This window comes from Prescottella sp. GW823-FHT02E09 (assembly GCF_058797375.1).
In genome coordinates this window covers 341967-355186 of the sequence record NZ_JBXAJP010000004.1, presented here as the reverse complement: position 1 = coordinate 355186, position 13220 = coordinate 341967, and the positions used below count along the sequence as shown (strand labels likewise).

The following is a 13220-nucleotide window of genomic DNA, read 5'->3' as shown; positions in this document are numbered from 1 at the left end:
TGGACCCGGCCGAGCTACCGCACCACGAGATCGGTGTCGGTCGCGCTCAGCGTGATCGGCGCAATCTGCTTGCCGCGCATCCAGTCCCGAACGAAAGCGTCCATCGCGGGGTCGGTGACACGGGCATCGAACGCCGACTGCGGGATCTCGATCGCACCGACCAGATGCCGCGGCTGCGCGTCCAGGCCGGCACCGCGCGCCTCGAACCGCAGACCGTCGGCGGTGTGCAGCAGCACCGGGATCGCCGCGCCGTCCGGCGCCGTCACCGTGGCCTCACGAGTGGTGGCAGCGGGATCGAAGTGCGACACCGCAATCCGGTACCCGGACGGTCCCGCCTGTTGGCCGACAGCGTCGAGCAGACGCGGATCGACCAGCGTGTACGGCAGGCCGGCGTCGATGAGGAACTGTCCGTCGACGAGGGTGTCGCGGGAGGGGAGCGAGCCCGACAGATTCCACGGCGCGGGCGGAGCGAGCGTCTCCGACGACCGGTCGGACGGCGAGTTCTCCAGCGGCACACCGGGCAGGTCCGCGCCGGTCGCGGTGAACTGCCACTCGGGCGCGTTCAGCTCCTTGTGCCAGAAGCCCGATTCGCCGTCCTGCAGTCCCGCGACCCGCAGTTCGCGAGCACCGGGCCCGACGCCGGTGGAATGCACGCTGATCGCCGACGTGATCTCGCCCGGAATCTTGGGCTGGCGCACCCAGTCCTGGGCCGGCAACTGGATCGCCGCGGTGTCACGGTCCAGCAACTCCGCGAACATGTTCGGTGCAGTGGGCTTGTCGGACTGGTCGTCCCAGCTGTAGCGGAAGAAGACCGAGTCCGAACCACCCGCATCGAAGTCGAAGTTTCGGGTGTACATGTCGCCGTACTCGTTCGTCACGAATGTCGTCGACCCGGCCGACGACAGTGCGATCGAGCGGAACCGGCCGCCGAGCGGCCCGCCGATTTCGTAGCTCTGGTCGTTCGGCAGCCACGGGTCGGCGTAGGTGATGCGGCTACCGTCGCCGGTGAGCGCGGGCACCATCGTCATCTTGCCCAGTCCGACGTAGTGCACGCGGCCCGCCGCATCGGTGTAGGTCTGGTTGTCCCACGGCGACGAGACGCTGAGTGCCCACGTGCCCGGGGCGCTGCCGGGCAGCCGCTGGCCCGACCCGGTCCAGAGCGGCGCACCGAAGGCCGACGTCCAGTTCCAGAACAGCGGAGCCTGCGACGCGTTGTCCATCGTGTAGATCCACCCCGCATCGTCCACGGCGATCAACTCGTCGTCGTCCACCGAGATTCCGACCAGGCGGTCCCGCAGACACTCTGGCAGCGGCGCGTACCGCCACGGCTCGGCGGCTCCGCTCCGTGGGCGCGTCAACAGGGCGGCGTCGACCAGGGCGAAGTCCCAGAACCGGTTGAACTGCGTCGTCTGCGTGCGCAGCTCGACCGACGACGGTGCGTTGTCCCCGACGAACTCCGGCAGGCGCTCGAGCCCTGCGTCCCCACCCTGGGACGGGACCCCGGGCGGCAGCTGAGCGGTGCCGAACGGCACGCACGCCGCCGGACGCGCGGGCTCCGCGCCGGCCACCGGCGCCCACGCCAACAGCCCGGCCACTACCGCGGCACCGGCCAACGGCGCGCGGAGACGGAGAATCGGGGAGAGGCGCGCTGGCTCAGTCACGGTAACGAGTAGACCTTCCGAATCGTGATTCTTCAATCACCGATGGGACACGTCGGCACCCTGTCCACGAATTCGTCACGATTGCACCCGGCCTTGACCTGCGTCACGCCTCCCCGGCCGATCATCGGTTCAGCCCGGCAACGTGATCTTGACTCCGGGCAGAATCTCGATGACACGGGGACCCGGGGGCGGCGGGAGCTGCGGGGCCGGTGCCGGGGCCGGAGCGGGAGCCGCCGGGGCAGGCGAGCCCGCCGTGCTCTGACCGGACGCCGCACCCGACCCCGCCCCGCTGTACGCCGGGACACCGGCCTGACCACCGATCGGATCCGGCCAGGGGAACTTCTCGACATCGGCGTCCTCGAGCGCGCCGTCCATCGTCTTCTTCCAGATGTCCGACGGCAGACCCGAGCCGTACACGGATCCGCCCCAGGTGTTCTCGATGGCCTTGGCGTCGGCCGTGCCGATCCACACCGCGGTGGACAGCTGCGGGGTGTACCCGACCATCCAGGCGTCCTTGTTCTGCCCGGTGTCACCGAGCTGCGCGGTGCCGGTCTTCGACGCCGACGGACGCCCACCGGCCAGACCGTGACTGCGCGAGTACGCCGCGATCGGCAGCATCGCCTGCGTGACGTTGTCGGCGACGGCAGCGTCGAGCCGGCGTTCACCCTCGGGTACCGGCCGATCCAGCAGCACGACACCGTCCGCCGTCACGACCTTCTGCACGAAGTACGGCTGGTGGTAGATACCCGACGCCGCCAGCGTCGCATACGCCGATGCCATGTCGATGGGACGGGACAGATACTGGCCCAGCACGATTCCGTTCTCCGGCGAGCCACCCTCCTGTGTGAGCGTGGGATGCTGCCACCCGGGAACGGTCTCCGGGATGCCGGCGGCGTGCGCGGCGTCGGCGATCTTCTGCGCACCGTCGTCCATCGCCAGCGTGAGGCGGTAGAAGCTGGTGTTGAGGGACCGCTTGAGCGCCTCGGCGATGGTGCACCTGCCGCAGGACTCACCCTCGACGTTGGTGATGGTCACGCCGTACACGGACAGGGGGCCGCTGTCGTACATCTGCGACAGCGGAATGTCCTGCTGCAGTGCCGCAACCAGACCGAACACCTTGAACGACGAGCCCGTCTGGAGACCGGCCTGCGCGAAGTCGAAGCCCTTGCCGTCGGCGCCGCCGTAGTAGGCACGCACCGCGCCCGAGCGCGGATCGACGGACACCACGGCGGTGCGCAGGTTCTCGGGTTCACCGTCGAGGGTGTCGGCGACCGCGTCCAGGGCGGCCTGCTGAGCCTTGGGGTCGATCGTCGTGGTGATCTGCAGCCCCTCGGTGTTCAGATCCTGTTCGCTGACACCGGATTCGGCGAGTTCACGCAACACCTGTGCACGGATGAGACCCTCCGGGCCCGGCGCCGCACCCGCGTCCGCGAGCGGTGCCGTCGGCAGCACGTCCGGGAACTGCATGGACCCACGCTCGACGGACGACAGCGCCGACATCGTGACCATGCCGTCCAGCACGTAGTCCCAACGCGCCTTCAGCGCATCCGGGTTGGTGACGGGGTCGAGGCTCGACGGGCTCTGGATCACCGCGGCCAGCACGGCGCCCTCGGACACCGTCAGCTCGCCCAACGGCTTGCCGAAGTACGCCTCGGACGCGGCCGCGATGCCGTACGCGCCGCGACCGAAGTAGATGGTGTTGAGATACGCCGCCAGGATCTCGTCCTTGGACCACTCGCGCGCCATCTTCGACGAGATGACCAGTTCCTTCATCTTGCGGGTCACGGACCGCTCCGAACCCACCAGCGTGTTCTTCACGTACTGCTGCGTGATGGTCGAGCCGCCCCCCGCGCTGTCCTTGCCGAGCACGTTGTCGCGAGCCGCGCGCGCGAAACCGGACACCGAGAATCCGGGATTGGTGTAGAAGTCCCGGTCCTCGGCCGACAGCACCGCATTGCGCACGTGCTCCGGGATCTGATCGATCGTGACCTCGGTGCGGTTGCCTTCCGGCGGCACGACACGGGCGATCTCCGTCGTCCCGTCCGACGCCAGGATCGTCGACACCTGATTGGTCCTCATGTCACCGGGCCGCGGCACGTCCGCGTCCTTGTAGGCGACGCCGAAGGCGACCAGTGGGGTGGCGATCAGCAGGACCATCACGCACAGCGTCACGTACAGGGCGATCCGACGCCCGCGCCGACGGGGTTTGCGTCGCCGAGCCTCGGTGGCGGGTGGGCCCGATTCCGGACCACCCGCGGCTTCCGTGTTTGTTGAATTCACAATCGAACTTCCGTCTCAATCGGTACACTCGTCCGAATTTTTGCACTGCGCAGCGCCTTCGAGCCGCATTTGCCGCGACACGCATCAACCCCCGCAAACCTCTCGAACAGGTTGACATCGGACCGGAGGCCGTGCAACCTCTATTTCACTATTGTTGTAGTGAAATGGAGATTCGATGGTGGAGTTCCACATCAACCGTCGATCCGGGATCCCCGCGTACGTCCAGCTGGTGCTCCAGGTGAAGCAGGCCCTACGACTGGGCGACCTGAAACCGGGTGACCGGCTTCCTACCGCGAAGGATGTGGTCGCAGCCGTGACCGTCAACCCCAACACCGTGCTCAAGGCGTACCGGGAACTCGAGAACGACGGACTCGTCGAGGCCCGGCCCGGGCTGGGCACGTTCGTCACCCAGTCCCTGCTCAAACCCGGAATGGCGGAACGGCAGGCACTGCAGGCCGAACTGTCGACATGGGCGCGTGCGGCCGCGGCCGCGGGGCTCGAACGATCAGACCTCGAGGCGCTGGTGACAGCGGCATTGGACAGCGAATTCGGTGAAGACACAGGAGAGTTCACATGAGTGAGGGAGCCGGCGCGCTGACGGTGCGCGACGTACACAAGAAGTTCCGCCGCACGGAGGCACTCCGGGGCTGCTCGTTCGACGTCCAGCGCGGCAGCATCACCGCGCTCGTCGGCGCCAACGGGGCCGGCAAGTCCACGCTCCTGTCCATCGCCGTCGGCCTGCTCGAACCCGACTCCGGCGAGGTGACGGTCCTGGGACAACGACCCGGCCGGGACGGGATCGTGCCCGGGCTCGCCTACGTCGCACAGCACAAACCGCTGTACCGCGGGTTCACGGTCGCCGACACCCTCCTGTTCGGCGAGAAGTCGAACACCCAGTGGGACAACGACTATGCGACCCACCTGGTGACCGAGGCCCAGATCCCACTGTCGGCGCGCGTGAAGACCCTGTCACCCGGGCACCGCACCCGCGTCGCGCTGGCGCTGGCGCTGGGCCGCCGTCCCGAGGTACTTCTGCTCGACGAGCCGCTGGCCGAACTCGACCCGCTCGCACGACGATCCGTCGTCCGCGCACTCATGGAGGATGCCGCCGAGCGCGGCACCACGGTCGTGTTGTCGTCGCATGTCCTGTCGGAGGTTGCCGAGATCGCCGACCAGCTGGTGATTCTCGGTTCCGGTCGCGCCCGGCTGACCGGCGCCCTGGACGACCTGCTCGAGGAGCACTACCTGCTCACCGGCGCGGCCGACCCGGCCGGCGTCGTCGGCAGCGGCTCGATCGTCGAGTCACACCGGCACACCCACCTCGTCCGCGGCCCCCGTCCCACGGCCGGCGACGGCTGGCGAGTGGAGCCCCCGGACCTCGACGACATCGTCCTGGCCTACCTCACCACCATCGACGAAGAGGCAGCATGATCTGGGTTACCTGGCGGCAGCATCGAACGACGATCCTGGCCGCGGTCGGCGGGATCCTCCTGCTCGCGGTGGTCGCGGCGGTCTGCGGCCTCACGATTCGGGACGCGACCAGCCCGGAACCGTTCGGCAACGTCTTCGGCTGCGTGCCCGGTGACAACTCCGCGGAGTGCTGGGCCGAGTCGACACTCACGTTGATCACCCTCGTCACCGTGGTGCTGCCCGTACTGCTCGGCGTGCTCGTCGGCGTCACCGTCTTCTCCCGGGACATCGAGCACGGCACCCACGTCCTGGGGTTGTCCCAGTCCGTGAGCCGCGCTCGGTGGTACTGGACTCGGGTGCTGGTCGTGTTCGTGCCCGCAGTCCTCGCCATGGGCGTCCTCGGGTCGGTGCTGGAGTGGACCCGTGACGTGGGAACCGGGCCGAACTACGCGTTCGTCTCGTCCGGCTGGTTCGGGTACTCGCGTCTGACCTTGCCCCTGTTCCAGTCCACCGGGTTGATCGCGGGGGCCTACACATTCCTGGCCCTGATTCTCGGAAGCCTGCTCGGTATGCTGCTCCGCAACACGCTCGGCGCCATGACGGTGACGCTGATCGCGATGACGGCGCTGCTGGTGGGATTCCAGGTCGAGGCGCGACCGCAGTACGCGACGCCCGTGGTCGAGACGCGGCCGCTCGATAGCACCGGCCATTCGATCTACTCCACGCCGGACGTCGAGTCCGGCGGGCCCGTGTGGACCCTGAGTACGGGCTACGTCGATGCGGCGGGACGCAGCATCGACATGGACTACTCGATGTGCGACGAGGCGGCAGCCGGGAACGACTGGGGGCAGCAACCCGACGAGACCCTCGCCGAGTACGAGGCCCGCGGGGAGACCATCTACGCCGCACAGGGCCGCGTGTTCACCGCCTGCAAGCGAGCTCAGGGCATCGATCATTTCGAGTCCCGCTACCACCCCGACACCCTGTTCCGCCGCTTCCAGCTGACGGAAGTCGCACTGACCCTGGCACTCTCGGCTCTTCTGCTGATTCCGTCGATGTGGGCGCTGCGCCGACTGCGCCCCTGATCCCTCGCACGACGAGAGCTTCGAACGCTCGGTTCCCGGACTTCCGGGCACCGAGCGTTTGTTTTTGTGCACCGTCGGGAACGACGGTCGAGCCCGGATCCCGGAAGCGCCGATCCCCGCAATCCGACAAATGACCCAAGACGGACTCCTTGTGGCACTCAGGCGCTCAATAGCATTGGTAACAAGTCGAATTCACCTGTTCCGATACTCGGTAACACCCCGCCGACAATTGTCCCACTGGGCGGACATGTGACTGGCGTCACGGTTTTGCGGTCAGTGTGATGTGAGTGCGCCATCGATCGACCGAGGGTGCCACGGTGGGAGAACTGCGCACCCACCGTCTCCGGAGACTTCACGGGGACCGGAAACCTCTGGCCCCGTTGCTTATTGGTGTCTGAAAGGATTCCACGGATGGTCACCACCCCGACCGGCGGCGCGATGCCGTCGCACACCGACCCCACGGGTCGGGCGTCAGAGGAAGGCTGGAGCCCTCGGCTCGTCCTCTCGCTGGCCTCGATCGTGCTCCTGCTCGAACTTCTCGCGGTCAGCTACATGATGATCTCGACGGCGCTGCCGGCGATCGCGATGCACTACCAAACCACGCAGGGCGCGTGGCTGCTGACGGCATTCCTGCTGGTCGGAGCCATGGCGGCGCCGCTGATCGGCAAGCTCGCCGACATGTACGGCAAGCGCAAGATGCTGCTGGCCTGCGTGGGGATCGCGCTGGTCGGATCGTTCATCTCGGCCATCGCGACGTCGTACGCGATGATGATCGCCGGCCGCTGCCTGGCCGGCCTGATGGTGCCCACACTGTTCCTGAGCTACTCGCTCATCCGTGACGTCTTCCCGAAGAAGACGGTTGCCCTCGCCGTCAGTATCGCCACCAGCGGCATGGGCCTCATCGCGATCCCCGCGCCGTTCCTCACCGGCTGGCTGCTCGACGACTTCGGCTTCCGCTCGATCTTCTGGTTCTTCGTCATCTGCCTCGTCGTGCTCGGTGCGCTCATCCAGTTCACCACACCCGAATCGAACGTTCGTTTGCGCTCGCGCGTCGACCTCGTCGGTGCGATCCTGCTCGGCGCCGGCATCGCCGGCATCCTCATCTCCGTCAGTTTCGGCCCCTCGTGGGGCTGGACGGACAGCGGCACCCTGACGTACCTCATCGGTGGCATCGTGCTCCTGATCGCCTGGCTGGTGTCGGCACGGATGATGAAGGAGCCGCTCATCGACCTCGACGTGCTCGGCAAGCGTCCCGTACTGCTCACCACGATCAGCTCCGGCGTGGTCTACGGTTCCTCGGGCCTGTTCACGATCCTGCTGCCGATGATGGTCATGACGCCGGCCCTGTTCGGTCTCGGGTACGGCTTCGGCGTCGACGCCGAAGGGTTCGCGCTGTACCAGGTACCGATCGGCGCCGCTGTCGTTCTCGGTGGACTGCTCGTCGGCACCCTCGTCGGCCGCAACATGCGACCGCGGCTGATGCTCGTGGCCGGCCTGCTCCTCAACGCCCTCGCGTTCGCACTGATGGCCCAGATCCACGACGACAAGGCCCTCGTCATGATGATCTGCGCCATCTTCGGTTTCGGCATGGGCATGGGGTACGCCTCGATCCCGAACCTGCTGATCGAAGCCGTCCCGCCGCAGCTCCAGGCCAGCTCCGCCTCGATGGTGGGCGTGTCGCAGTCGGTCTTCCCGGCCATCCTCCCCGTCGTCGCGTTCGCGATCATGAACAACTCGCACATCGTGCAGTTCCCGCCCGAGATTCAGGCGACGCTGCAGGGTGCCGTGTTCTACGACGAGGCCGGATTCCAGGTGGCCTTCTGGATCGGCGCGATCGTCGCCCTCGTCGGCGCGGTCGTGGCCTTCCTCCTGCCGCGCAACATCTCGCAGGTCGAGATTCCGGCGTCGGCCACTCGCTCCACCCCGGACGGCGACGAACTGGTCGCGGCGGGCTGATCATCCGAACGATTCGGAGTTTCCCACTCGCAGAATCGAACTACCCCGGGAGGGGGATGGTGACACCCGGGAGTATCTGAATTCCCGGCGGCGGTGCGGGGGCCGGCGCCGGGGGAGGGGGAGCAGGGGCCGGCGCCTGTGGAACGGGTGCCGGCGCCTGCTGCTGCGGCTGCTGAAACTGTTGTTGCTGCTGCTGCGGCGCAGGAGAATTCCACTGTTGCTGGGGCGCGCTCTGCTGCATCGGCGCCTGCGGAACGGTCTGAGCGGGAGGCGTCCACGCGGGCGCCTCCCGCTGCGTCTGCACCGACCGCTGCCCCGTCGGTGCGGATTCGGTGTACTGCTGCTCCGCGGTGGTCGACGACGCTGCCGCCGGTGCGCGTCCCTGCTGGCCGCCGGACTGCGGCACGGGCTGCGCCGACTGGAACTGCTCGTTCGCGGTACCCGCGAGCGCGCCGTCCATCGTCTCCTTCCAGATGTCCGACGGCAGACCCGCGCCGTATATTGCTCCGCCGCCACTGGTCTCGATCGCCTTGCCTTCGGCTGTCCCCACCCACACCGCGGTCGACAGCGACGGCGTGAACCCCACCATCCAGGCATCCTTGTTCTCGCCGGTGTCCCCCAACTGCGAGGTGCCGGTCTTCGCGGCCGACGGACGACCGCCCGCCAGACCGTGGTTCCGCGAGTAGGCGGCGATCGGCGTCATCGCCTGCGTGACGGCGTCCGCGATGGGAGGCTCGATCCGCTGCTCACCGTCGGACGGCGCGCGGTCCAACAGCACCTGGCCGTCGGCGTTCACGACCTTCTGCACGAAGTACGGCTCGTGGAACTTCCCCGACGCCGCCAGCGTCGCGTACGCGGACGCCATGTCGATGGGCCGGGTCTGATACTGGCCCAACACGATTCCCGTCTCGGGCGGACCACCGAACTGTGTGAGCGTCTCGTGGTCGAGACCGGGGATCTGCTTGGGGATGCCGGCCTGGTGGGCGGCGTCGGCGATCTTCTGCGCCCCGTTCTCCATCGACAGCGTCAGCCGGTAGTAGCTGGTGTTGAGCGACCGTTTGAGTGCCTCGGCCAGGCTGCACGTCCCGCACGTCTCGCCCTCGACGTTCTTGATGGTGAGGTCGCCGACGGTGAGTGGCGCGCTGCTGAACTGCGCCGTCAGCGGCACCTTGTCCTCGAGTGCCGCGAGCGCGCCGAACACCTTGAACGACGACCCCGTCTGCAGCCCGGCCTGAGCGAAGTCGAATCCGGCGCCCTCCGCACCGCCGTAGTAGGCCCGCACCGCCCCCGACCGCGGATCGATCGACACCACGGCCGCCCGCAACTGGTCGGGCTGCCGGTCGAGGGTTCGGTTCACCGCGTCCACCGCCGCCTGTTGCGCCTTCGCGTCGATCGTCGTGGTGATCTGCAGCCCGCCTGTGTCGATGTCGCGTTGACTGATTCCGGCGGCATCCAGTTCGCGGGCCACCGCCGTGCGGATCAGGCCCTCCGGCCCGGGTGACATCTCGGACGCCTGCATCGGCGCGACAGGCAGGACCTCGGGGAACTGGGTGCTCGCGCGCTCGGCCGCGGCGAGCACCCCCATCTCGACCATGCCGTCGAGGACGTAGTTCCACCGGGCCCGCAGCGCGTCCGGATTGCTCACCGGATCGAGCGCGGACGGACTCTGCACCACGGCCGCCAGCACCGCGCCCTCCGCGAGCGTCAACTGCTCCACCGGTTTCCCGAAGAACGCGTGGGACGCCTCCGCGATGCCGTACGCGTTACGGCCGAAGTAGATGGTGTTGAGGTACGCGCCGAGGATCTCGTCCTTGGACCACTGCCGGGCCATCTTCGCCGACACCACCAGCTCGCGGGCCTTCCGGATCACGTTCCGATCGGTACCGACCAGCGCGTTCTTGACGTACTGCTGCGTGATCGTCGAGCCGCCGCCGGCGCTCTCGCGGCCCAGCAGGTTGTCCCGCCCGGCCCGCAGGAACCCCGAGATCGAGTAGCCGGGGTTGGAGTAGAAGTCACGGTCCTCCGCCGAGAGCACCGCGTTGCGAACGTATCCGGGGACCGCGTCGAGCGGCACCTCGGTCCGGTTGCCCTCGGGCGGCACCACCTTCGCGACGACGGTGGAACCGTCCGAGGCGAGGATCGTGGCCACCTGTTTGGTCTGCATCTGCCCGGGACTCGGCACATCCACCAGCAGATACGCCGCGGCAAGCAGGACGATCGGGACGATCACGACTGCTGCGAGGATGCGTATCAGCGTGCGGCGGCGGGGTCGAACCCCACCCTCGGGCCGCTTCGGTTTCTCGGGGTTCGTGCTGCTCGTGGAGTTCACGCGCGCAACTTCCGGTCCGCAATCGGCGATCCGACCAAGTCCCCAACCGGGGTCGGTCGAATCCGGTCGTCCTCCGATCGTCGCATCTCACGGCCGGGACGGCACGCGAACGTCGAACGACCGAGGACGGACCCGACATACCCGGCGCACCCCATCACCCCCGCGTTTTGCGCACTTGTCGCTCCCGAGTGGGCCCCCGGAGGACCGACAAGTGCGCAAAACGCGGAACAGGAGGGGGAGCTAGGTGCGGCGGTGCAGCACGATCACGCCCCCGAGCGCCGCGACGCAGCCGAGGAGGACCAGCGACGCGGTCGCCGACGGCTCGCCGCGCACGATCGGGACGACCGCGGCGAGGAACGCCATGAACGTGAAGAACCCGAGGATGCCGATCAGCATCTCGAGGGGCTGACGGCCCCGCGGCGGCTTACCGGACGGCATGTCAGCTCTTCACGCCGCCCGCGGTCAGACCCGAGACGATGCGGCGCTGGAACAGCAACACCATGATCACCAGCGGGATCGTCACGATCGTGCCGGCCGCCATGATCGCCGCGTACGGCTGCTCCCACGAGTTGGCGCCCGCGAACCGGGCGATCGCGACGGTGACCGGCTCGGTCTTCTCCGTCGACAGCAGGCTCGCGAGCATGAACTCGTTCCACGTCGCGATGAACGCGAGGATCGCGGTGGTGAACAGCGCCGGCGCGGCCAGCGGCAGGATGACCAGCCGGAACGCCTGGAACCGGCTCGCGCCGTCGATGCGGGCGGCCTCCTCGAGTTCCCACGGCAGATCCGACAGGAACGACGTGAGCGTGTAGATCGTCAACGGCAGCACGAACGAGATGTTCGGGATGATCAGCGCCTGGTACTGGCCGATCCAGCCGAAGTCGCCGAACAACTGGAACAGCGGTGTCATCAGCGCGACGGTCGGGAACATCGACGCACCCAGGATGATGCCGGTGACGATGTACTTGCCGCGGAACTCGATCCGGGCGAGCGCGTACGACGCGAACACGCCCAACAGCAGGCCGACGGCCGTCGTGACGACACCGATGACGAGGCTGTTGACGATCGCGCCGAGGAAGTCGTTGCCCTTGTCCGTGGACAGCGCGGCGCGGAAGTTGTCGAGCGTGAGGTACGTGGGCCACGGCGTGGTGTCGAAGGTGTGGTCGACCTGCCGGAACGCGGTGACGACCATCCAGTAGAACGGCGCCAGACCCCAGATCAGGATGATCGCGACACCGAGGTAGGTGCGGGCCATCTTGCCGCGGTCGGTGCGCCGGCGCGGCTTGTCGAGGACCGTGGACGTCTTGGCCTCCGGTGGGGGAGCGACCTGAGTGGCGACCGCAGTCGGCACCGACGCGGTGGATGCCACCACGTGGTCGTCGAGGTCCTCGGGCTTGCTGTGGCGTCCCATCAGCGATCAGCTCCCTTCCGCTGCTCGTCCTGGGTGCGCACCGCGTTGGCGCCGAGGAACTTCACCATCACGAACGCGACGGCGAAGATCAGGAGGAAGATCAGCGTCGACAACGCCGACGCACTCTGGAAGTTGCCCTGCCGGATATCGGCCATCACCAGGATCGACAGCGTCGTGTTGGGTGTCGCGCCGGACGTGCCGGACAGGATGGCGGGCAGGTCGTACATGCGCAGCACGTCGAGGGTGCGGAACAGCACCGCCACCATGAGCGCCGGCTTCACCAGCGGGAGCGTGATCCTGGTGAACCGCTGCCACGCGCTGGCGCCGTCGACCTTGGCGGCCTCGTACACGTCCTGCGGAATCATCTGCAGGCCCGCGAGGATGAGCAGCGCCATGAACGGCGTCGTCTTCCACACGTCCGCGATGATCACCGCGAACCGCGACGCCCATGGGTCGGTGGTCCACGCGATCGAGGTGCCGAGCAGCTTGTTGGCGATGCCGTTCTCGGCGAAGATGAAGAACCACAGCTTCGCGGTGACCGCCGTGGGGATAGCCCACGGGATCAGCACGCTGGCGCGGAGCAGTGAGCGACCCCAGAAGGTCTTGCCCATGACCGTCGCCATCCACAGACCGAGGAGCACCTCGATCGTGACCGTGACGACGGCGAAGAAGATCGTGACGCCGGCGGCGGACCAGAAGTCGTGCGCCAAGGTGCCGGGAGGACAGGTCCCCGCGCCGCCACCACAGTCCTGCACGATCCACTGCAGGTAGTGCTTGAAGCCGGCGAAGCCGCCCTCGGTGAACCGCCCGGTGTCCGGGTCGATCCCCTTGTTCGCCTGGAAGGACAGGTAGACCGCGCGGATCACCGGATACACGATGACGACAGCGAGGATCGCCATGGTGGGGGCGATCAGCCAGATCGGCCGGAAGTCGCGCTTCTTTCGCGGAGCGACCACCGGTGGTTCGTCGTGACCCGTGCGCGGCGTTCCGGGTCCGTGCCCGGAAGCGCGACCGCCGTGGTCGGGATCGTCGATCCCGACCACGGCGCGGGCCTCGTCTGCTCGCCTCAGCCCAGCAGAGTCAGCCAT

General features: G+C 67.9%; 10 protein-coding genes. 4 read left to right on the top strand and 6 right to left on the bottom strand.

The genetic code is table 11. The annotated features are described in order from the left end of the window. Positions 1 to 14 precede the first annotated feature (14 nt). Together AC1RIF_RS12265 and AC1RIF_RS12260 are read right to left on the bottom strand one after the other, a co-directional pair. Positions 15 to 1634, bottom strand: coding sequence for a hypothetical protein (locus AC1RIF_RS12265; RefSeq protein WP_492601882.1), 1620 nt, complete (start codon positions 1632 to 1634; stop codon positions 15 to 17). Positions 1635 to 1790: 156 nt separating this feature from the next. After that, positions 1791 to 3941 carry a transglycosylase domain-containing protein gene (locus tag AC1RIF_RS12260; RefSeq protein ID WP_492601637.1) on the bottom strand — a complete coding sequence of 717 codons (2151 nt, stop codon included), beginning with the start codon at positions 3939 to 3941 and terminating at the stop codon, positions 1791 to 1793. A gap of 175 nt (positions 3942 to 4116) precedes the next feature. Between AC1RIF_RS12260 and AC1RIF_RS12255 the strand changes: the two genes are divergently transcribed. The 4 genes from AC1RIF_RS12255 to AC1RIF_RS12240 all read left to right on the top strand — a co-directional run bounded on the left by AC1RIF_RS12255 (position 4117) and on the right by AC1RIF_RS12240 (position 8392). Next, complete coding sequence (locus AC1RIF_RS12255; protein WP_492601636.1) at positions 4117 to 4518, top strand: GntR family transcriptional regulator; 402 nt, start codon at positions 4117 to 4119, stop codon at positions 4516 to 4518. Beyond that, the gene (locus AC1RIF_RS12250) at positions 4515 to 5372 is read left to right on the top strand and encodes an ABC transporter ATP-binding protein (RefSeq protein ID WP_492601635.1); all 858 of its coding nucleotides are present in this window, start codon (positions 4515 to 4517) and stop codon (positions 5370 to 5372) included. The genes AC1RIF_RS12255 and AC1RIF_RS12250 overlap by 4 nt, the downstream gene beginning before the upstream one ends. Next, a complete protein-coding gene (locus AC1RIF_RS12245) occupies positions 5369 to 6436 on the top strand; it encodes an ABC-2 membrane transporter-related protein (RefSeq protein ID WP_492601634.1) in 1068 nt (355 codons plus the stop codon). Before AC1RIF_RS12250 ends, AC1RIF_RS12245 begins: the two co-directional genes overlap by 4 nt. 411 nt (positions 6437 to 6847) lie before the next feature. Beyond that, the gene (locus AC1RIF_RS12240) at positions 6848 to 8392 is read left to right on the top strand and encodes an MFS transporter (RefSeq protein WP_492601633.1); all 1545 of its coding nucleotides are present in this window, start codon (positions 6848 to 6850) and stop codon (positions 8390 to 8392) included. A gap of 40 nt (positions 8393 to 8432) precedes the next feature. Here the strand turns inward: AC1RIF_RS12240 and AC1RIF_RS12235 are convergent, their stop codons facing one another. The 4 genes from AC1RIF_RS12235 to AC1RIF_RS12220 all read right to left on the bottom strand — a co-directional run bounded on the left by AC1RIF_RS12235 (position 8433) and on the right by AC1RIF_RS12220 (position 13220). Continuing rightward, positions 8433 to 10721 carry a transglycosylase domain-containing protein gene (locus AC1RIF_RS12235; RefSeq protein ID WP_492601632.1) on the bottom strand — a complete coding sequence of 763 codons (2289 nt, stop codon included), beginning with the start codon at positions 10719 to 10721 and terminating at the stop codon, positions 8433 to 8435. A gap of 240 nt (positions 10722 to 10961) precedes the next feature. Next, positions 10962 to 11159: a hypothetical protein gene (locus tag AC1RIF_RS12230; protein WP_492601631.1), complete on the bottom strand. Its 198-nt coding sequence runs from the start codon at positions 11157 to 11159 to the stop codon at positions 10962 to 10964. Between the two features lies 1 nt (position 11160). Beyond that, positions 11161 to 11976, bottom strand: coding sequence for a carbohydrate ABC transporter permease (locus tag AC1RIF_RS12225; RefSeq protein WP_198285458.1), 816 nt, complete (start codon positions 11974 to 11976; stop codon positions 11161 to 11163). A gap of 155 nt (positions 11977 to 12131) precedes the next feature. Continuing rightward, positions 12132 to 13220, bottom strand: a complete 1089-nt coding sequence (locus tag AC1RIF_RS12220) for a carbohydrate ABC transporter permease (protein ID WP_492601630.1) — start codon at positions 13218 to 13220, stop codon at positions 12132 to 12134.

Coding starts and splice junctions, on each gene's coding strand:
- AC1RIF_RS12255 (WP_492601636.1), top strand. CDS start 4,117: ATGGTGGAGTTCCACATCAACCGTCGATCCGGGATCCCCGCGTACGTC.
- AC1RIF_RS12250 (WP_492601635.1), top strand. CDS start 4,515: ATGAGTGAGGGAGCCGGCGCGCTGACGGTGCGCGACGTACACAAGAAG.
- AC1RIF_RS12245 (WP_492601634.1), top strand. CDS start 5,369: ATGATCTGGGTTACCTGGCGGCAGCATCGAACGACGATCCTGGCCGCG.
- AC1RIF_RS12240 (WP_492601633.1), top strand. CDS start 6,848: ATGGTCACCACCCCGACCGGCGGCGCGATGCCGTCGCACACCGACCCC.
- AC1RIF_RS12230 (WP_492601631.1), bottom strand. CDS start 11,159: ATGCCGTCCGGTAAGCCGCCGCGGGGCCGTCAGCCCCTCGAGATGCTG.
- AC1RIF_RS12225 (WP_198285458.1), bottom strand. CDS start 11,976: ATGGCCCGCACCTACCTCGGTGTCGCGATCATCCTGATCTGGGGTCTG.
- AC1RIF_RS12220 (WP_492601630.1), bottom strand. CDS start 13,220: ATGGCTGACTCTGCTGGGCTGAGGCGAGCAGACGAGGCCCGCGCCGTG.